This is a genomic window from Bacteroidota bacterium, from assembly GCA_018698135.1.
In the GTDB taxonomy this organism is placed as follows: Bacteria; Bacteroidota; Bacteroidia; order CAILMK01; family JAAYUY01; genus JABINZ01.
Genome location: JABINZ010000139.1, coordinates 1 through 21,438 on the forward strand (window position 1 = coordinate 1; position 21,438 = coordinate 21,438).

A 21,438-nucleotide genomic window follows, 5' to 3' on the forward strand; every position below is an offset into this window, starting at 1 on the left:
ATAAATTTGCGAATATGAAATGGAGAAAGCCCACAAAATACTTAGTGGCAATATCCATTTCCATTTCGAATAAAACAAGGTGGTCAGGTAAACAGCAACCGCAAAATGATTGGTGGCGTGTGAGGATGGAAAGCTAAAGCCGCCTCCACAACCAACTAACAACCTGACATATTCCTTAACAAAAGGATCGTTACAAGGCCGCAACCTTCGAACATGAGGTTTTATTAATTCACTGGACAATTGATCGGCAAGGACAACAACCAAAACTAAAAAGAGAATCATCAACAAACCTTTTCCCTTATAGTTTATGATCAAAAAGGAAAATAGAAAAGCATATAAAGGAGCCCAAAAATATTTGTTTCTTAATAAAGGACAGAGGAAGTCGAGGAAAGTAGATGTTAAATGACTATTAATTATAACAAATGACTGCAAATCCCAATTCAATAAACTTTCGCTCATATCCATCAATTAAAAACAAACCTACATAATTTTTTTATAATTAATTTTATATGATTATCCATATTTCCAGAACTAACCTTATAAGAATAAAAAATTGTGTTTTTCATGACGAAAATAAAGCAATTATAATATTTAATTCAAGGGCATTGAGAATAGATTAATATACTCATGCCAATATTTAATTCAGTAAAGAATTTAAATTCGGTATATTTGCCGTCCAAAAAAAGTATAGAAATGACGTTAATAACTTCGATATCAGGAATACGCGGAACGATTGGAGGTTTAGTGGGCCAAGGCTTAACACCTGATGATATTGTAAAATTCACAGCTGCTTATGGCAACTGGGTTTTGAGCAATAAGCAAAATCGAAAAATTATTATTGGACGTGACGCACGCATTTCTGGAGAAATAGTTTCTGGCATTGTTACAAATACCTTATTGGCTATGGGTATTGATGTGGTAGATTTAGGTTTATCAACCACTCCTACTGTTGAAATAGCAGTTCCTGCGGAACATGCTGGCGGAGGAATAATTATTACAGCAAGCCACAACCCAAAACAATGGAATGCGCTTAAACTCCTTAATCATAAGGGAGAATTTATTTCTGATGAAGTAGGAAAAGAAATCCTATTGAATGCAGATAATGCCGTTTATGAGTATGCACAAGTTGAAGAATTGGGAACCTATTCTCAAGACGACAGCTATATACAAAAGCATATTGATTTAATTTTAGCACTTCCATTAGTAGATATAGATGCCATTAAAAAAGCTGATTTTTCGGTGGTCATTGATTGCGTTAATTCAACAGGAGGGATTTCAATACCTCAACTGCTAAAAGCTTTAGGCGTTGAAAAAGTTCATGAGTTATATTGTACACCTGATGGTAAATTTCCTCACAATCCAGAACCTTTACCTGAGAATTTATCTCTTTTGGCCAGTGAAGTAAAAATAAAGAATGCCGATTTAGGCATTGTTGTCGACCCTGATGTCGATCGATTGGCATTTGTAAAGGATGATGGTGAGTTTTTTGGGGAAGAATACACATTGGTTGCCATAGCAGATTATATTCTTCAAAACAATAAAGGAACAACAGTTTCCAATCTTTCTTCTACACGAGCATTAAAAGATGTAACAGAGAAATATGGTTGCAGCTATTTTCCAGCAGCAGTTGGAGAGGTAAATGTTGTTAAAAAGATGAAAGATGAGAAAGCCATTATTGGTGGTGAAGGAAATGGAGGAGTTATTTTTCCTGAATTACATTATGGACGAGATGCCTTGGTTGGAATTGCTTTGTTTTTAACCTATTTGGCAAAAACTGGAAAAAGTGCCAGCCAGTTAAGAGCACAATATCCAAATTATTATATTTCAAAAAATAAAATTGAACTAAAAGAAAATACAGATCTGGATTTCATATTATCAGAAATTCAAAAAAAATACAAGAACTATCCTGTTACGACCATTGATGGAGTAAAAATTGAATTCGATAATGATTGGGTTCATTTACGCAGATCAAATACAGAACCTATTATCCGTATTTATTCTGAAAGCAAATCGCAAACAACATCTGAAAATCTTGCCAGGAAATTAATGTCTGATATTAAAGAATTACTGCAATAAGTCTACATATATTTAAAAAAATTAACACCCGTGCAAATTGCATTCTATAGACTCATATTCAACAACAAATTATCATTTTTTCTATAGAAATATTCCTAAATTTGCACCCATTTTGCGGATGTGGCGGAATTGGTAGACGCGCTAGATTTAGGATCTAGTGCCGCGAGGCGTGGGGGTTCGAGTCCCCCCTTCCGCACTTTTTCATGATTATAAAATCTAAAAACGATCGTAGTGGAAATTAAATTGATTAAAGAGGAAAAAAGTTTTGATGCTGTTTTATCAGTCAATCTATCAATTCAAGACTTTGAAGAAGAGGCGAACACAAAATTAAAAGCTGAAAAACAAAAATTAAATCTTCCTGGTTTTCGTAAAGGGATGGTTCCTAATAGTGTAGCAAAAAAATATTTATGGGAACATGTGGTGAAAGATGCATTAGAAGCCAAGTTGGAAGACACCATTAATAGCTATTTTGATGATAATAAAATCGAAATTATAAAGCCCGCCTTACCTATCGCACCCGACAATCCTATTGATCTAAAGAATGACACTGAGTTTGAGTTCAAATATGATATCGGATTAGTAGATGAAATAATTATTGAAGAAGAAAAATTATTCAAGAAGTTGAATTCTCTTGACATTAAAATTGAGGATAAAGATCTCGATAAAGAAATTGATAAAATTCAGTTTACGTATGGAGAAAACAAACAACCAGAACAAATTGATGATGTAAATGATTACAGAGTTTTCTTGGAAATCACTGAATTAGGTGAAGATAATGAAGCTTTGGAAGATGGAATCAGTCAGAAAGTAGCCAAAAATATTGAAGAATTAAATCCCAAACTAAAAGAAGCAGTACTGGGTAAAAAGAAGGATGATCTGGTAAAAGTCAATTTACATGAAATCTTCACGGATAAAGATGAAATGGCTACCTTCCTTAATATTGAGAAGCTAACTGCTGAAGATGCAAATCCTGATTTTAATGTAAAAATCATGTCAATTAGTCATCATATTAAAGCTGAAATCAATGAGGATTTATTTGATAAAGCAACAGCTGGCAAGGCTAAAACACTGGAAGAGTTTAGAGCTCATGTTGAAGAAATGTTAATGGCAAACTACGTTAAGAGTAGTGAAAACATGCTTTTTGATGACATTACCCAAGTAATGATTGACAAAGTTAAGCTGGATATGCCTGTTAAATTTCTGGACAGATTGTTTGACGAAGAATTTAAAGACAAGAAAAAAGATCTTTCGGCAGAAGACTTGCAGAAAGAAAGAGCAGAATTTGGTAAGAAAATAAAATGGTCACTCATTACAAAAAACATTTCTGAGAAAAACAAAATCGAAATAAATGAACAGGAAATTGTTCAAGAGGCCTACTTATTTATCAATAGTTACTTTATGCAATACGGAATGACCGGTATTACAGATGATCAGATGCAAAATTATTTGACAGATTATCTGAAAAACCAAAATAACGTAATGTATATGAAAGAAAGAGTAATGGTTAACAAAGTGCTTGAGAAACTCAAAGCTGACAATGAGTTTAAAGCAAAACAAGTAACCATCGAGGAGTTTAAGAAAATTCACGAAGAAAAACATCAACATGACTGATTATAAAAAAGAGTTTGATAATTACGCTATAAAACATGCTGGAATAAGTGGAAGTACACTTGATCAGTTTCACAAAGTAAATAGCTATATTACACCAAATATCATTGAAGAACGTCCATTAAACATTGTTACTATGGATGTATTTTCACGATTAATGATGGATAGAATTATCTTTTTAGGTGTTCCTATTTATGATGATGTTGCAAACATTATCCAGGCACAACTTCTTTTTCTGGAATCAATTGATCCAAAGCGCGATATTCAAATATACATCAATAGCCCTGGGGGTTCTGTGTATGCTGGCTTGGGTATTTATGATACCATGCAGTATATCAATCCAGAGATTGCTACTATATGCACGGGTATGGCCGCATCAATGGCAGCCATATTATTGAGTTCAGGTGCAAAAGACAAACGTTTTGCCTTAAAGCATTCCAGAGTTATGATTCATCAACCCATGGGAGGAGTTCAAGGACAGGCAACAGATATTGAAATAACAGCCCGAGAGATTCTTAAATTGAAAGACGAGCTATATCAAATTTTGTCTTTACACACCGGTCAGGATGTAAAGAAAGTTGAAGGTGATGCTGATAGAGATTTCTGGATGAAATCGGAAGAAGCAAAGACTTATGGTATGATCGATGAAATTCTCACAAAGAGTCAAGGAAAGTAATAAGAATGGCTGATCAATGTTCCTTTTGTGGAAGAGTCCGAAATGATGTTAACATCCTTATTAAAGGAAAAGAAGGTCATATTTGCAATTTTTGTGCTGGCGAGGCAGATAAAATTGCTAAAACCGAAATTGGCAGAAACCAACAAAGAGATTTTTCCAAAAACATCCCAAAACCAAAGGAAATTACAGAATTTTTGGATCAGTATGTCATTGGTCAGGATCATGCAAAGAAAGTTATTTCCGTAGCTGTTTACAATCATTTTAAAAGGTTGCAAAACAATTTCTCAGAAGATGAGATAGAAATTGATAAGTCAAATATAATTTTAGTAGGTAGTACGGGAACAGGTAAAACGTTATTGGCACAAACAATTGCCAAAATGCTAGATGTTCCTTTTTGTATTGCCGATGCTACTATAATTACCGAAGCTGGTTATGTTGGTGAAGATGTTGAAGCAATTCTAACACGTTTGCTGGAATCTGCTGATTACAATCCTAAAGCAGCCGAAACGGGCATCGTATACATAGACGAATTAGACAAAATAGCTCGTAAGAGTGACAATCCTTCAATTACCCGCGATGTATCAGGAGAGGGTGTTCAGCAAGCTTTGTTGAAATTATTGGAAGGTCATGTTATCAATGTCCCTCCTAAAGGAGGACGTAAACATCCTGAGCAGGAGTTTGTTAAAATCAACACCAAGAACATACTTTTCATTTGTGGTGGTGCTTTCGATGGTCTTGAGCGCATTATTTTGGATCGTATTAACAAGCAAAGTATAGGATTCAAATCAGTTGTTAAAGAAAAGAACAACTTTGACAATCCATTTCGCTATACCACGCCTCATGATTTAAGGCGTTTTGGCTTAATACCTGAACTCATTGGGCGACTTCCTGTTGTAACATATTTGAACCCATTGGATGAAGAGGCATTGTTTAAAATTCTTACCGAGCCAAAGAATGCTTTAACAAAGCAGTATCATAAGTTATTTGCACTGGAAGATGTTAAGTTTTCAATCAATCAGAATGCATTGGAATATATTGCAAAAACGGCTATTGACATGAAAACAGGTGCCAGAAGTCTACGATCATTATGTGAGCACATCATGCTTGATGCAATGTATGAACTTCCATCAGATTCCACTAAGAAAGAATTCAAAGTGAATTTGAATTACGTAAAAAAGAAATTGGATGAGTTAAAACTTGTTCAATCAAACGAAGCCTGATCAAAATCCCAAATCGGAAATTCTTTTAATGGAACTTGTTCCTTAAAGAAGATTTTTGTCGTTTCCTGAAAAGAGCTGGTATAATCTGAAACATAGAAATTATGCTCAACAGCGCTACCTGATTCATTCATGATATCGTATTTTGTCAAGATACTTTTAACTTCTTGAGCGACAATATCCGTACTATCTAACACTTCTACCTTACCTTTATAGTAAGCGTTAATTTCTTTTTTAATCAAAGGATAATGCGTGCAGCCTAAAATCAGACTATCAACATCACGAATAGTTTTTCGCGATAAATAGTCATTAATAACAGCCTTGCTTATATTATTATTAAAAAAGCCCTCTTCTATCATTTGTGCTAAAAGAGGAGTAGCCATACTCGATACTTCAATTGTAGAATCTAACTCCTTGATTTTTTTTGGATATGCCCTCGAAGAAATAGTTCGTTTTGTTCCGATTATCCCAATAGATTGTGATTGAATTTTGTGCACTGCATACTGAACAACCGGATCAATTACATTCATGATAATACTACGATCACCGTATTTTTTATTAACTGCCGTATAAGCGACAGAAGATGCCGTATTGCACGCAATAACCACCACTTTACAAGAACGTTTAAGCAGTAACTCAACTATTTTGTCAGAATAATGTTTTACTGCTTTTGCAGATTTATTTCCATATGGTAGGTGAGCTGTATCGCCAAAAAAAATAATCTCTTCATTTGGCAAGAGCTTTGAGATGGAATGTGCTATGGTCAAGCCACCTATTCCAGAATCAAATATTCCAATTGGCTTATTCGAAGGCACAGATACTATTTATTTTCAAGACCGAGTTTCTTCTTAACAAAAGAAGTAACATTATCAGAATCTTTGGAAAACAATACGGATCCTCCAGATGTGTCAAGAATATAATCGTAATTTTTCTCTTTAGCTACTTCTTCTACTGCAGCTTTAACTTTATCCAAAATTGGTTGCAATAGCGCTTTTTCTTTTTCGGACAATTCATTTGTTGCTTCTTCCTGGAATACTTTAATTCGCTCTTCTAATTGCATAATCTCAGTTTCCTTATCTTTCTTAACAGCATTGGTCCAATTTGGTGCCTTTTGCTCGTAATCAGCAATTTTCAATCGATACTCATTAACCAAAACATCCACCTGCGCTTCCAGTTCTTTTTGATATACCATTAAACTTTGTTTTGCAGTTTCGACCTCAGGAAGTGTTGCAAGCAGCTGTGACGTATTAATATGTCCAATTTTAATATTTTGGGCACTAACACCTATACTAAATAAAATGAGCATTACTGCAATTACATTCTTAATGGCTTTCATATTTTGATTTTTATTTTTTTGAAAAGGCAAAAATAGGACTTATTATGAGAAATTTATATAGTTTATTTCTCGATATTTTCAATCCCAAGAATTTCCAGAACCTCATCACTTCGATCATACTTCGCATTAACAAAAAGCATTGTTACTGCACCAGATTTGTCGAAAACGAAATCAATTCCTTCGTTTTGAGCAAGTTTTTGAATAGCATCAAATACCTTATCTTGGATAGGTTTAATTAATTCTTTTCTCTTTTTAAATAAATCACCCTCTTTACCAAATTTGGCTTCCTTTAATTTATTTAATTCATCCTCTTTCTTTAAGATTTCGTTCTCACGCTTTTTTCTTATTTCGTCTGGGAGCAAAACTTGTTCAGCTTGATAGGCATTATAAAGATTGTCCACTTCCTGAACTTTAACACGAATTTCAGCTTTCCAATTTTCAGCTAATTCATCTAACTGCTTTTGGGCTGATTTATATTCTGGTATTTTATCCAGTATATATTCTGTATCCACATAGGAAAAACTTTGTGCAAAAGAAATGTTTGATGTAAAGAGAGCTAATAATAAAATGGAGGTTGTAATTTTGAGTGACTTCATGATTGTGTTATTTTTATTTACTAAAAGTACATAAAAAGTGCCAAAGCAAAATTTAGAATTGCTGGCCGATAGAAATATGGAACTGACCTTTGTTGGCAGCAGGACTCCCAGGAACGTCATCAAAGCCATATCCCCAGTCAAAGCCAAGTAATCCAAACATAGGCATAAAGATCCTGACACCTGCTCCTAAAGACCTGTAGACGCTAAATGGATTGTACTCCTTGAAATTTATCCAGCTATTACCAGCTTCAGCAAATACGAGAGCATATATTGTTGCACTTGGATTTAATGAAAATGGATATCGGACTTCCAATGTGTATTTATTAAAAATAGTTCCACCTATTTCATCATTTTTTTCAGCAGTAAGTGAATTGTTCTCATAGCCTCTTAAAGCGATTAGCTCACGTCCATCCAAATTATATCCTGACAAACCATCACCTCCAACGTAAAAACGCTCAAAGGGTGTAATACCAATCGATCTATTGTACATTCCCAAAAATCCCATATCGATACCAACATGTGCGACTAATTTGTCAAAAACAGTTAAATACCAAGCAGCATCAAAACGCCATTTATGATATTCCATCCATCTAAATTTCTCTTGTTGAGAGGCATTTGTATAATCCTTATTTGAAAATAAAGAATATGGCGGAGAAGCTTGAGCTGATAAAGAAAATGAAGAACCTTTTCTAGGGTATATTGGTGGATCAACGGAATTTCTGGCTAAAACAATTTTTGCATTCAAATTATTTGAATAACCATCAGTAAACGTAAATTCATATTGATAATTATTCAGATCATAGCGTTGATAGGTAATTGCCGAATATAAAGTAAAGAAGTCATCTGGAAATTTTAGTCTTTTACCTAATCCTACTGTAGCACCTGTAATTTTAATCTGTTGAAAATCAGGATTATCTTTACTTATACCGTTTGATTGAAAAGATTGATACAAACTCAAAGTAAATGAATTTGGCTTCTTACCACCAAACCATGGCTCTGTAAATGAAAAGTTGAATGAACTATAATATTTTGCATTGGATTGAAAACGAATACTTAAACGTTGTCCATCACCTGCAGGCAAAGGTCTCCAGGCTTTTGGTTTAAACATCTTTTTTGTAGAAAAGTTGGAAAACACGAATCCTAAACTACCAACAAACTGACCGGCACCCCATCCTCCTTGTAACTGGAATTGATCAGAAGGTTTTTCTACCACTTTATACTCCAAAGCAACCGTACCGTTTTCAGGATCAGGAGTTGGAATAACATTCATTTGTTCAGGATCAAAATAACCCAGTTGATTTAATTCTCTTTGAGAACGAATAATATCCGCACGACTGAACTTTTCACCCGGTCTCGTTCTTAATTCTCTGAGAATAACATGATCGCTTGTACGTAAATTACCAGAAATAGTTACTGAGCTTATTGTGGCCTGAGGGCCTTCAAATAATCGTATTTCCAAATCAATACTATCTTTTTCAACACCTATTTCTACAGGTACTACTGAGAAAAACAAGTATCCATTATCCATATATAGGGAAGATATATCAATACCGGTTGGACTCATGTGAAGTTTTTGTTCTAATAAATCAGGATTATAAACATCACCCTTCATAATCCCTAAAACTGCGTCCAAATCCTTTACTGTATATTTTGTATTTCCTGTCCATACAATATTCCTGAAATAATATTGCCCACCCTCTTCAATTTGTATTTTGATTCGAATAAACTCATTATTTACAAACGAAACAGAATCATAGACAATTCTTGCATCCCGATAGCCTAAAGTATTATAATGTCCAATAATACGCTCTTTGTCTTCTTCATACAGAGTCTCTATATATTTTGACGTACGAAATATATTCCATTTATTGTATTGTTTTGTTTTCTTGAGTAAGCTATTAATCTTTCGATCTTTAACAATGGAATTGCCTTCCACAATTAATTCCCCAATCCGAATCTTACTATTTTTGGCTATTTTTATATTTAATTGAACACTATTTTTAGCAAAGAGGGTATCCCCTGTTTGACTTATTTCTATAGATGGATTGTAATATCCTTTGTCAATAAAATATTCTTTAACCTGATTCGTGACATTTTGCAACAGCTGTTGTGTAACGATTTCTCCCTGAACCAAAGAAATTTTCTCCTTGATTTTTTCAGCTTCGGATTTTGAAACACCATCTAGAGAGTATCGGCTAAGTCGAGGTCGTGTTTTAACATCAATGGTTAAATATACATTTTCGCCACTTAGGCTATCGACATATAAAATAACATTTGAAAACAATTTCTGTTTCCATAAATTCCGAATGGCCTGGCTTATTTCATCACCTGGAATATAAACTTCTTTTCCGACTGAAAGACCAGAATATGCTACAATAATAACCCGATCAATATTAGCGTCTCCACTAACATTAATAGATTGAATTTTATACTTTTTAGGAAATGTGTAATCGAAATCTTCGACACTAACCTGAGTAAAACTTTTTACACAAATAAAGGTAAAAACTAAAAGGGCTAATTTAACTTTCATCATGAGATAATAATTGTTCACTTACTTTACCAAACCTTCTTTCTCGATTTTGGTAGTCAACAATAGCTTGGTAATAGTCTTCCTTTGAAAACTCAGGCCACTTTTTTGAGGTGAAATAAAACTCTGAGTAAGCTAATTCCCAGAGTAAAAAATTGCTGATTCTATATTCTCCACTAGTCCGTATTAAAAGCTCTGGATCAGGAAAATCAGCAGTAGAAAGGTAACTTTTAAATAAATCCTCAGTAATAGGTTGATTCTCATTCACAGAAGAGTCATTTTTTATTTTTGTTACCGCATTCATTATATCCCATCTGGAGCTATAGCTTAATGCTATTACAACTTTCAAGCCAGTATTATTCTTGGTTAATTCAATCGCATTTTGAACTTCTTCCAATGTTTTTTTGGGAATTTTGTCCAGATCGCCAATAACATGAATTGATGCATTGTTTTTGTTCAATTCTTCTAATTCTTTTCGAATGGTAACCACCAACAAATTCATTAAAGCACTCACTTCTCTCTGAGGTCTTTTCCAGTTCTCTTTGGAGAAGGTATAAAGAGTTAAATATTTCAGTTTCAGTTCTACACTTGCTTCAATAATTTGACGAACAGTTTTTACGCCTGCTTGATGACCAAAAATCCGATTTTTATTATTTTCTTTAGCCCATCTTCCATTGCCATCCATAATGATAGCAATATGATTTGGAAGCTTTTCTAAATTGATTTTATTTAAATAATTTGGGATCATTTGGACCTGTAACTTTGAAGCGCAAATGTACTAAAATTCGAAACAAACCTTGTTTCTGATTTGAAAAGATAAACCGACTCCGGTAAACATATACCAATCAATTAAATCAGGCCTCCCGCGCTGTTTTCCGTCATAACCAATGGAGGTCGAAGATCTGTCAGACAACTCAGATGCTATTGGACCATACGCATTTTGAAGTATATCTATATTATAATAGGTGGTGCTTACGTCATCCAAATAATCAGTAAACGTATATCTAAAGCCATAACTAATGGTTAGATTTATGGACTTATTCACTTTGAATTTAATACCTCCTCCTAGAGGAATAGCAAATTGATATAAGGAATATGCACTTTTGTTTGATTCTAAATGCACTCCTTCAGTGTCAAGGCCAGCTAACTTAATAATGTTTTGATTGTACTGTGTGCGTGGTTCATACAAAAAACCAGCTCCTCCAATAAAGGCATATGGAGTAAACTTATTGGGATGAATTCCCAGTCCAAAAGGGAAAAAATTAAACTCAAATAGATAGGAAAACTCTGTAATAGTTGTAAAAAAACTTAGATTTCGAATCTCAAGATGTTTGAAATTATTATCATTTCCTGAAATTTGCCCTTGAACAAAAGCGAATGTATGCGAAATAAATGGATTAACATTTTTCTTTATGAATAGGCCACTGGCCATCTTCGTTTCAGAAAAAACGATTTCAGGTGCTAAGTCACCAATATAATTAGCGCCTCCAAGCTGAAAACCAACTTCCCAGTTTTGTGCATTCACAAAAACTGGAAGCATCAGAATTAGTAATGTTATTTTTATCTTGAACATACTATTTCCAATAACATCAGATAATGAAAAATATTACTATTTATGTTAATTATTTTTGTCCTAATATCCTAAACAGCCTCTGGGTAGCAAAGAATAAGTAAATGTAAATCCAGCAAAATAATACCAATCTTTTGCGTCTGGGCTTCCTCGAGGATCATCTTCTGACTTTTCAATCAACTCATCTCCTATTTCTCCAGTTCGATTAGAAAGCTTTACGGCTATAAGCCCATTTCTATACAGTAAGTCTTTTAAGTCTACATAGTTAGTACTAACATCATCTAAGTAATCTGTAAACGTTTTACGAGCGCTTAATTCACAGCCAATATTAATGTTTTTTCCAATTGAGTATTTCCAACCAAAGCCAAACGGAATCACTATTTGCGTTAGTTTATACCTTCTGTCGAAATATTCAGGAACATTCAAATATTGACCTTCTGTGCCTAATGGCTGCAAATTAGTCCATTTCTCATTATACAATGCTTGAGGGTTGAATCTCAACAGCGAAACACCAGCAAAAATATAGGGCGATGACTTATAGGTAAAATGATTAGTTCTATATCCCAAAATATTAAACTCGGGTTGAATGCCAATATCTAAAACTGTTGATCTAAAACTTAAATTACGCGACCACTGCCGATGATAATACTTCTTTGCATTTTCATCTGAACCAGAAATCATTCCCTTGATAATATTTCCTTTTAGAGTGAGATAGCGGTTAATGTTATATCGAATAATTCCACCATATGCAAAATGAGTTTCATTCATTTTAATGGCACTTTCTGAAAAGTCACCATTATAATTGGATGCACCTGTAAATACACCAATTTCCCAAAATTGAGCATATAAAAAAACTGGAAAAAAAAGGAAAGCTGACAGAACGATTTTTTTCATGAATCAGTATTTAATTTACCAAAAACAAAGATAAATTAATTTTAAGCAATAATTCCAGAAACAATAATAAAATGATTTGAATGGGGAGGCAATTAGATTAATTAAAATCTATAGCAAGCGTTCGGTAGTATAGAATAAGAAATAGTAAATCCAGTAAAAATGTAAAAATCATTATTAGTTGGATCACCTCTGTCTTCAGCCGAACTGAAATCCAATCTTGTACCAAGAAATTCTTCAGTACGATTAGCGAGAACATCAGCAATTGCTATATTCTCGCCATTAATTTCAACCAATCCATGAGTAGCACTTAATATTTCTGGTTCTACATAGGTTTTACTTACATCGTCCAGATAATCTGTAAATGTAACTCTGACCCCAAGTTCATAACCAATATTCCAATAACGATTAATAGCATATTTCCATCCGAATCCCATTGGGATACACAATTGGGTCAATGCATATTTTTCTCTATCGTTATATTTGGTTGTTCCTTGTCCTTCAGTACCCAATGGTTGAAGGTTAAACCACTCACCCCGATATTCTGCTTTTGGATTAAATCGAAAAACAGATACTCCAAAAAGCAAATAGGGTGAACTATTATACCTGGGATGCGGAGAGCTATAGCCTAATAAATTGATTTCAGTCTGAACTCCTACATCTAGCAAAGATGATTTAAAACTTAGGTTCCTCGTTTTTTGCTGAAGGCTAGAAGAATTTGCATCATCTCCAGAAATAGTTCCATAGAACCCATTTACCTTTACAGAAAACCATTGATTTACATTATACCTAACAATGGCTCCTGTTGCAGGATGGAGCTCCTTGATGTCAATTCCAGATTGTACAAGATCACCAGAATAACTACTGACGCCACCAAATACGCCTACCTCCCAATATTGGGCATTGGAAATAAAAGGAATACTTAGTAGGATTAACAGTAGGAGTTTTCGCACGAAAATGGTCTATGAATTATTAGAAACAGAAACAAGTATTTTTTCTGAATGTTTTTGAAATGGAGAATCCAAACCACATATAAGCATCGTTAGCTTCCGGGTTACCTCTTGGAAAAGCTTCATTAGCAGCATTTGGACGTGATGAAGTAAATACACCACCAGCTATTGTCCCAAGTCTATCAGACAATTGAACAGCTGCTGCATCATTTGGATCTGCCATATTAAAATCAGTATAATCTGGCCATTCACCTCCAAAATCATCTAAATGATCTGTAAATGTTTTGTTCTGACTTACATACAATGCAATATTCCATAAATAGAGATTCAATTGTTTACTGCTTCTTGGCCTTTTGAAACTATATTTAACTCCAAAACCATAAGGTATAGAAATCTGGGTTAGAGCATATTTAGCTTCGTAGCCAGGCTTGCCTTGACCTTCCGTGCCTAAAGGCTGTAATTCATAAACGGTACCGTTTAATACGCCTTTTGGATTAAAATTAAACACACTAACTCCAGTAAAAATATAGGGAGACCAGTTTCTTAATTTATTACCACTTATAAAGGGCAAAATGTTATATTCAATCTGACCATGAAAATCCAGTAAGTGAGAATAAAACTGACCTTCTCTACTCCAGGCAGCTCCTACTTGTGCAGGATCTTTATCTCCATCATAGCCTTCGATTTTACCATAATACAATCCACCTTTGAAATTAAATCTAGGAGTAAAATAATATCTAAAAAAGGCTCCTCCGCCTAATTTACTCTGATTCCAGGAAACATGCTTCCATGTCAGGTCTCCTAAATACTCAGTTACACCCAGGTAAACACCGACTTCTTTATCTTGAGAATGAACATTATGGCTCATTCCTATTACAAATATAATCGCAACAAATACTTTCAATAATTGTTTCATCACTTTATTTTTACGACTGTTAGATTTAACAAAAATAATACAGAATAGAATTATAACAAAAATAAAAACAAATTATTAATAATTCAAACATTTCTACTATCAATTCCCCAATTAAGTTTTTCTCTTATTATATCACTGAATTTCATATCATTAAGCCTTACTAATTGAATATTAAAGGGGGCTTTCTTCAATTTTAATTTATATGTTTCATCGACTATTTTATATCTTGAATCCAATGAAATTAAAAAACCGCCTTCTCTGCTATTTATTTCAAATGAAAGCTCAACATTGTCTGGAACGATGACAGGCCTAACGTTTAAGTTATGTGGAGCCACAGGTGTAATGACAAAATTACTTGCTTCTGGGTATACAATAGGGCCACCACAACTCATTGAATAAGCAGTTGATCCGGTTGGAGTTGCCACGATCAGACCATCGCCCCAATATTTATTAAAAAACTCTCCGTTTAAATACGTAGTAATAGCTGTTAAAGATGAATTGTCCCTTTTATGAATTGTAAAATCATTTAAGGCATAGCGATCTTCCTTAAATAAAGGAGCTGACGTTTCTAATTCAATAACAGATCTGCTTTCAATAATAAATTTATTATTAATTAAAGCTTGGATAACACTGTCTATTTCATCAATAGAATTATTCGCAAGGAATCCTAATCGCCCAATATTGAATCCAAGAACTGGAATATTAGAATCTTTAACAAAAAGTAATGTATTCAGAAAAGTACCATCTCCTCCAATACTGATCATAAAATCTACTTTATGTCGAATTAGTTCTGAATAGTTTTTATAAACAATACGATCATCCTTAGCCTTAAAATTATTAGTTAATGCTACTTGTAAATCTTCATGCAAAACCAACTCTATATTGTTTGTTGTCAGGCAGTTAATAATATCCATATAAACTTGAATATTATTTTCTAAAATCCCTTTTGAATAAAGTGCTACTTTCATCACAATTCTGATCTAATTATTCCTCACTTCTGATAACTCCAAATTTAAGTAAAAGAAAGTTCATTCAACCATCTGCTTTTAATTAAAATAGTCCTTTTATTTTTTAACTTTGTATTAAATGAGAATACAAGAGAACTCAGTTTATGAGTAGAATTAGCAGGTATAAGAAATTTATAGATATTGAAGACGTTATTAAGTCGAAAAGCGAATTTTTACTGAAAATTACGCCTAAAATTATTATTCGTTGGATTAGAAGAGTTTTGCATGAAGAAGATTTAAATTCTGCTATTAAAAATAATATTGACAAACATGGGCACGACTTTGCACAAGCCATATGTGATGAATTTGGAGCAAAACTATTTATTAAAGGAGAATTACCAAAAGCCTTAAATGAAAGATTCATTATGGTTTCCAATCATCCCCTTGGAGGATTGGACGGCTTGGCGCTAATTGCCACTATTGGAAAAATCCGAAAAGATTTAAAATTTATAGTGAATGACCTTTTATTATTTGTTGAGAATCTTAAAAACGTATTTCTACCTGTTAATAAAATTGGATCAAGTCCCAAAGAAGCATTAAGGATCATTAATAATGCTTATCAATCAAATGAATTGTTGTTAACTTTCCCATTTGGATTGGTATCCAGACGAAAAAAAGGCATTATTCAAGATCTCGAATGGAAAAAAAGTTTTATTACCAAAGCAAAGCAAACCAGCAGACATATTATACCTATCCATATAAACGGACGGAATTCTAATTTTTTCTATAATTTATCAAACCTTAGAAGATTTCTAAAAATTAAAATAAATATAGAAATGTTTTTTTTGGTCAATGAAATGTATAAACAAAAAGATCAGAATATTACCATCACCTTTGGTAAACCTATTCCTATATCAACATTTGATAATACATATAGTGAGACTGAATGGGCTGAGAAATTACGTAAGTTTGTGTATGATTTAGCAATCGATCCTGGCAAATCCTTTCAAGCTTAATCGGTGAAATTTTAACGAACTTATGAAAGAAATTATTCAACCTATAGAAAAGAGTCTTCTAAAAAAAGAATTGAACGAAGACAGGTTTCTCAGAAATACAAATAATGGGAACAATGAGATTTATATTATCACACATCATGACTCCCCAAATACATTACAGGAAATTGGACGACTAAGGGAAATAAGTTTTCGAGATGCGGGCGGGGGAACAGGTAAAAGCATCGATTTAGATGATTATGATACTGCTCAAACACCTTACAAGCAGCTTATTGTCTGGGATCCTGAGGATGAAGAAATTGTAGGTGGTTATCGATTTATTCATTGTAAAGATGTAGCACTTGATTCAAATGGGCAACCCCTGTTAGCTACTTCAGGATTATTTAATTTCAGTGAAACATTTATTAAAGACTATATCCCTTACACTGTTGAGCTCGGGCGTTCTTTCGTGCAGCCTTTGTATCAACTCACTTACAATTTTAGAAAAGGGATGTATTCTCTTGATAATTTGTGGGATGGCTTAGGTGCTATTGTTGTTAATGATCCACAAATTAAATACTACTTTGGTAAAATTACCATGTATCCTCGTTTTAATATTTGTGCACGAGATATGATTCTTTTTTTCTTGTCAAAATATTTTGAAGATAAAAGCAAACTAGTAATACCGATTAATCCAATAACCTTTCAAACTGAGATTAAAAAATTAGAACATACATTTTATGGGGAGACTTTTCAGGATGATTATAAAATATTGGTTCAGGAAGTAAGACGATTGAAGGAAAACATTCCTCCACTCGTTAATGCATACATGAATCTTTCTGCGACCATGCATTATTTTGGAACTGCCATCAATAACTCATTTGGTGATGTTGAAGAATCGGGAATTATAATTGCAATTGACGATATTTATGATATTAAAAAAGATCGTCACCTTTCAACATATAAAAAAGAAGATAAACCTGCTAGCAAAGTTTAATTAAAGCGAATTAGCTATATTTTCAAAGAAATCTTCAACCTGTTCTATGCTTCCTTTTGCATCCTCTTTATATCCAGTAAAGAAAGAGATTATTTGAGGTGAGACCGGCTCCAAATAGCGATAACTAATGGATTCATTTTTCATTTTCGCTGGAATCACATCCACCTGATCCGTAATCCATAATAACAAACTAAATAATAAAACAACTTTAACGAACCCAAATAAAGCACCAGCAAGTCGATTAAAGATATTCAACTGTGCAGTTTTTATTATTCGCTGGAGAAGCTTAGCTAGTGTAATTATGGCGAGAAAAATGCCCAGAAAAACTACGATATAAGCAATATAAGGGAGCCATTTTGAATTTAATTCCATACCAGAATTGATTAGCAACTTATTCGAAAGTTGCATAGCTCCAATTATTGCAATAATAAAAGCCAAAACCGATAAAACTTCAATAATAAGACCTTTTCGAAATCCTGTTATCAAGAAATAAAGCAAAGGAATCAAGAAAATTATATCTAGTGTGTTCATGCTGAGAGCAACTTTTTTACGACTTCTGAAATTGTTTTACCATCGGCCCTACCAGCAAGTTTTCCCATTGCCAAGGGCATAACTTTCTTTAGGTCAGCCATGCTTGAAGCTCCCGTTTCAGAAATTATTACTTTAACAATATCTTCGATTTCTTTTAGCGAAATTTGTTTCGGTAAATATTTTGTTATCACTTCCAGCTCGTCCGATTCTTCCTGCACTAAATCTTCTCTATTTTGTTTTTTATATACCTCAATTGATTCCTTCCTTTGTTTTACCAAACGCTGCAACAATTGAATTTCATCTTTTTCTGATATCTCATCTCCAGTTCCCTGAGTTTTTAACAACAATATAGCAGATTTAATTGCTCTAATAGCACGCAATCCTGCTTGATCTTTAGCTTTCATTGCCTCTTTAAGATCAGTATTAATAGTATCACTTAATGTCATAATCTTTCTTTTAATACAAAATTAATTCATTCAATCTGAAAATAACAATCCTATTATTAATAAAAAAAGGGTTGCCTGTTAAGACAACCCTGTATAGATATTATTACAAATGATTAAACTACACCTTGTGCAAGCATAGCATCAGCAACTTTCACAAATCCACCGATGTTAGCACCTTTTACATAGTCAATATAATCACCTTCCTTGCCATATTTCACACAAGTTTCGTGAATATTGATCATGATTTGATGAAGTTTTGAATCAACTTCTTCTCTTGTCCATGATAAACGAAGTGAGTTTTGGCTCATTTCTAAACCTGAAGTTGCTACACCACCAGCGTTAGCTGCTTTACCAGGACCAAAGAGGATCTTAGCATCTTGATATACAAGAATAGCTTCAGGAGTAGAAGGCATGTTAGCTCCTTCTGATACAACGAAACAACCATTAGCGATAAGTTTTTTAGCATCATCACCATCGATTTCATTTTGTGTTGCACTTGGTAAAGCAACATCACATTTAACTTCCCAAGGTCTTTTACCTTCAACGTATGTACAGCCATATTTGTCAGCATATTCCTTAATACGTCCACGCTTAACATTTTTAAGCTCCATAACAAAAGCAAGTTTCTCAGCATCAATTCCTGCTGGATCATAAATGTAACCAGCTGAATCGGACAATGTAACTACTTTACCACCAAACTCAGTTGCTTTTTGTGTTGCATATTGTGCAACATTACCTGAACCAGATACTGTAACAATTTTACCTTCAAAGCTATCACCACGAGTTTTAAGCATTTCTTTTGCAAAATATACCTGACCATAACCTGTAGCTTCTGGGCGAATTAAACTTCCACCCCACTCAATTCCTTTACCTGTAAGAACTCCAGTAAATTCATTTCTGATTCTTTTGTACTGACCAAACATGAATCCAATTTCTCTTCCACCTACACCAATATCTCCTGCAGGAACATCAGTATTAGGACCAATATGCCTACATAACTCAGTCATTAAGCTTTGGCAGAAACGCATTACTTCATTGTCTGATTTACCTTTAGGATCGAAATCAGATCCACCTTTACCACCACCCATTGGTAATGTTGTCAAACTGTTCTTTAGTACTTGCTCAAATGCAAGAAACTTAAGAATACCCAGGTTTACAGTTGGATGAAATCTCATTCCACCTTTATAAGGTCCAATTGCACTATTCATTTCAATTCTGAAACCTCGATTAATTTGTACTTCGCCCTTGTCATCCAACCAAGGAATACGAAATATAATTACTCTTTCAGGCTCTGCAATTCTTTCAAGAATTTTTGCAGACTTGTACTTTGGGTTTTCTTCAATATAAGGGACAAGAGTTTCAGCAACTTCTTCAACTGCCTGATGGAACTCTACTTCACCTTGATTTTTGGCAATAATTTTTGCCATAAATTCTTTAACCTTGTTATCCATTTTAATATGATTTAATTTTAATGTGTTAAAAAACGAGCAACAATATTATAAATTTATTTTCACAAACAAGAATAATATAGAATTATTATTGTTAATTCGATAACAGTATGCAAACAACTGATATTCTGAATATTTAAACATTGTAAATTGCATATGATTCATCTCTGATAATTAATCAGAAATAATTTAAAAATATTGAAAAATATGTGGAAAACAAGCGATTAAGATTAACTGATTATTTGTTAATTTGTGGACTACAAAAAAATTGGTATTACATCAGATAATCAACTATGGATTTAATTGACCAGAACGGTTCATCCCTTAAAAAACTAATTAGATTTTTTGAACAGCAATCTAAAGCTGACGATTATTCTTTTTTTGAAATATCGGATTTTCAATCCATTATTAAATATTACCTCAATTTAAACAATAAAGATAAAGCATTGGCAACTGCTATTGTTGCCCTAAAAAACTATCCCTATAGTATTCCATTGTTACTTTCCAAAGCAGAGTTGCTCATTTCGAAAACAGAACATGAAGAGGCTTTAGATTTATTGGAACGTGCTGAATTAATTTCTTCCAATAATCCAAAAATTCAGTTTTTATTAGGTAAGGTCTATTTTGAACTTGGCGAAAAAGAAGATGCCATACAACACCTTGACCATGCATTAAGATTAGATAATACGAATAGACTTGAACTAACATACATGAAAGCCCTCGTTTATCTGCAACATGAAAACTTTGGAGAAGCGATGCACTTATTGCAAAAAACAGTTCAAGAAGATATCAAAAACGAAGAAGCAATTATTGAATTTGCGCAATGCTATGAGGTGATTGACGAAGCTGAAAATGCTGTGAAAGCATATCAAAAAATTGTTGACAAAAATCCGTATTCAGACCAATTATGGAACAACTTAGGCTTGATTTACAATTTTCAAAGCCACTATGAAAAAGCTTTTGAAGCATTCGATTTGGCCTTGGCACTGAATTCAAATAATCCGAATACCTATTTTAATTTAGCAAACAACTTCCTCGATCAAACAAAATACGAAAAAGCTGTCGAGTTTTACAAAGAATCCATTCGATTTGGTCGAGAGGATTTTTTAGTATATCTACAACTTGGATATTCCTACCTCTTCCTTGAGGAGAATGAGAAGGCTAATTTATTTTTTACAAAGTCCTTAAAATTAAATGCTGAATTTCCTGACACATGGTTTGGCTTGGGTTTATCATTATCCAATAATGAAAAATACGAGGAAGCCGTTTCGCATCTTGAAAAGGCGATCAAATTATTTCCTTTCAATGACAAATATTGGTTTGAACTGGCAACTTGTTATTCCTACCTTGATAATTTTGCCAAAACACATGATGCCTTTGTTCAGGTTCTTGAATTAAACCCTTACCATACTGAAGCAGTTATTGATTTCAGTTTATACTTAAATGATCATAAAAAAACTGCTTCTGCTATAGAACGCTTAATAGATGCTATTACTTTCAACGATAAAAATGCAGAACTCTACTATATTCTTTCGGGAATAATGTATGATAATAAGCATGAGGATGCGGATTTTTATCTCGAAAAAGCATTGAAACTTGACTCCAATAAAGCGGGCCTTCTTTTTGAATATTTTCCTTTTCTTTTTTCAGAAGAAAAAATTGTAAATATAATCGATTCTCATGGAGGCTCGATAACCCTTTATTCTTAGCAATT

General features: G+C 33.4%; 21 protein-coding genes and 1 tRNA gene. 8 read left to right on the plus strand and 14 right to left on the minus strand.

Features of this window, described 5'->3' with window-relative positions; all coding sequences use genetic code 11:
* Window positions 1-459, minus strand: a 459-nt coding sequence (locus tag HOG71_09070; GenBank protein ID MBT5990996.1) for a phosphatase PAP2 family protein, incomplete at its 3' end; no start/stop codon positions are given.
* Between the two features lie 234 nt (window positions 460-693).
* Here HOG71_09070 and glmM point away from each other — a divergent pair.
* The 5 genes from glmM to clpX all read left to right on the plus strand — a co-directional run bounded on the left by glmM (window position 694) and on the right by clpX (window position 5,580).
* Window positions 694-2,076: a phosphoglucosamine mutase gene (gene glmM / locus HOG71_09075; protein MBT5990997.1), complete on the plus strand. Its 1,383-nt coding sequence runs from the start codon at window positions 694-696 to the stop codon at window positions 2,074-2,076.
* 114 nt (window positions 2,077-2,190) lie between these two features.
* Window positions 2,191-2,272: transfer RNA gene (locus HOG71_09080), tRNA-Leu, on the plus strand.
* A 35-nt stretch (window positions 2,273-2,307) separates the two neighbouring features.
* A complete protein-coding gene (locus HOG71_09085; GenBank protein ID MBT5990998.1) occupies window positions 2,308-3,687 on the plus strand; it encodes a hypothetical protein in 1,380 nt (459 codons plus the stop codon).
* Window positions 3,680-4,360 (plus strand): ATP-dependent Clp endopeptidase proteolytic subunit ClpP, encoded by a 681-nt coding sequence (gene clpP / locus HOG71_09090; GenBank protein ID MBT5990999.1) that lies wholly within the window; start codon window positions 3,680-3,682, stop codon window positions 4,358-4,360. The genes HOG71_09085 and clpP overlap by 8 nt, the downstream gene beginning before the upstream one ends.
* A gap of 5 nt (window positions 4,361-4,365) precedes the next feature.
* On the plus strand, window positions 4,366-5,580 hold the full coding sequence (gene clpX / locus HOG71_09095; GenBank protein ID MBT5991000.1) for an ATP-dependent Clp protease ATP-binding subunit ClpX: 1,215 nt from the start codon (window positions 4,366-4,368) through the stop codon (window positions 5,578-5,580).
* Here the strand turns inward: clpX and HOG71_09100 are convergent.
* From HOG71_09100 to HOG71_09145, 10 genes are all read right to left on the minus strand, one after another.
* Window positions 5,562-6,392, minus strand: coding sequence for a glutamate racemase (locus HOG71_09100; protein MBT5991001.1), 831 nt, complete (start codon window positions 6,390-6,392; stop codon window positions 5,562-5,564). The genes clpX and HOG71_09100 overlap by 19 nt on opposite strands.
* Window positions 6,393-6,397: 5 nt before the next feature.
* Window positions 6,398-6,913: an OmpH family outer membrane protein gene (locus HOG71_09105; GenBank protein MBT5991002.1), complete on the minus strand. Its 516-nt coding sequence runs from the start codon at window positions 6,911-6,913 to the stop codon at window positions 6,398-6,400.
* Window positions 6,914-6,975: 62 nt separating this feature from the next.
* Window positions 6,976-7,509, minus strand: coding sequence for an OmpH family outer membrane protein (locus HOG71_09110; protein ID MBT5991003.1), 534 nt, complete (start codon window positions 7,507-7,509; stop codon window positions 6,976-6,978).
* A 52-nt stretch (window positions 7,510-7,561) separates the two neighbouring features.
* Complete coding sequence (gene bamA, locus HOG71_09115) at window positions 7,562-10,042, minus strand: outer membrane protein assembly factor BamA (protein MBT5991004.1); 2,481 nt, start codon at window positions 10,040-10,042, stop codon at window positions 7,562-7,564.
* Window positions 10,029-10,784, minus strand: a complete 756-nt coding sequence (locus HOG71_09120; protein ID MBT5991005.1) for an isoprenyl transferase — start codon at window positions 10,782-10,784, stop codon at window positions 10,029-10,031. The genes bamA and HOG71_09120 overlap by 14 nt, the downstream gene beginning before the upstream one ends.
* Window positions 10,785-10,814: 30 nt before the next feature.
* Window positions 10,815-11,609, minus strand: a complete 795-nt coding sequence (locus HOG71_09125; protein MBT5991006.1) for a hypothetical protein — start codon at window positions 11,607-11,609, stop codon at window positions 10,815-10,817.
* 60 nt (window positions 11,610-11,669) lie between these two features.
* Window positions 11,670-12,500 (minus strand): hypothetical protein, encoded by an 831-nt coding sequence (locus HOG71_09130; protein MBT5991007.1) that lies wholly within the window; start codon window positions 12,498-12,500, stop codon window positions 11,670-11,672.
* A 101-nt stretch (window positions 12,501-12,601) separates the two neighbouring features.
* A complete protein-coding gene (locus HOG71_09135; GenBank protein ID MBT5991008.1) occupies window positions 12,602-13,450 on the minus strand; it encodes an outer membrane beta-barrel protein in 849 nt (282 codons plus the stop codon).
* A gap of 19 nt (window positions 13,451-13,469) precedes the next feature.
* Window positions 13,470-14,363, minus strand: a complete 894-nt coding sequence (locus HOG71_09140; GenBank protein MBT5991009.1) for a hypothetical protein — start codon at window positions 14,361-14,363, stop codon at window positions 13,470-13,472.
* An 83-nt stretch (window positions 14,364-14,446) separates the two neighbouring features.
* On the minus strand, window positions 14,447-15,331 hold the full coding sequence (locus tag HOG71_09145) for an NAD kinase (GenBank protein ID MBT5991010.1): 885 nt from the start codon (window positions 15,329-15,331) through the stop codon (window positions 14,447-14,449).
* Window positions 15,332-15,474: 143 nt separating this feature from the next.
* Between HOG71_09145 and HOG71_09150 the strand changes: the two genes are divergently transcribed.
* Complete coding sequence (locus HOG71_09150) at window positions 15,475-16,326, plus strand: glycerol acyltransferase (GenBank protein ID MBT5991011.1); 852 nt, start codon at window positions 15,475-15,477, stop codon at window positions 16,324-16,326.
* Between the two features lie 22 nt (window positions 16,327-16,348).
* Window positions 16,349-17,299: a GNAT family N-acetyltransferase gene (locus HOG71_09155; GenBank protein MBT5991012.1), complete on the plus strand. Its 951-nt coding sequence runs from the start codon at window positions 16,349-16,351 to the stop codon at window positions 17,297-17,299.
* Here HOG71_09155 and HOG71_09160 read toward each other — a convergent pair whose 3' ends face one another.
* The 3 genes from HOG71_09160 to gdhA form a co-directional block, all read right to left on the minus strand.
* Window positions 17,300-17,830, minus strand: a complete 531-nt coding sequence (locus tag HOG71_09160; protein ID MBT5991013.1) for a CvpA family protein — start codon at window positions 17,828-17,830, stop codon at window positions 17,300-17,302.
* On the minus strand, window positions 17,827-18,276 hold the full coding sequence (locus HOG71_09165) for a GatB/YqeY domain-containing protein (protein MBT5991014.1): 450 nt from the start codon (window positions 18,274-18,276) through the stop codon (window positions 17,827-17,829). The genes HOG71_09160 and HOG71_09165 overlap by 4 nt, the downstream gene beginning before the upstream one ends.
* Window positions 18,277-18,389: 113 nt before the next feature.
* Window positions 18,390-19,727: an NADP-specific glutamate dehydrogenase gene (gene gdhA / locus HOG71_09170; GenBank protein ID MBT5991015.1), complete on the minus strand. Its 1,338-nt coding sequence runs from the start codon at window positions 19,725-19,727 to the stop codon at window positions 18,390-18,392.
* A 290-nt stretch (window positions 19,728-20,017) separates the two neighbouring features.
* Here gdhA and HOG71_09175 point away from each other — a divergent pair, with 290 nt between their 5' ends.
* The gene (locus tag HOG71_09175; protein ID MBT5991016.1) at window positions 20,018-21,433 is read left to right on the plus strand and encodes a tetratricopeptide repeat protein; all 1,416 of its coding nucleotides are present in this window, start codon (window positions 20,018-20,020) and stop codon (window positions 21,431-21,433) included.
* Window positions 21,434-21,438 lie beyond the last annotated feature (5 nt).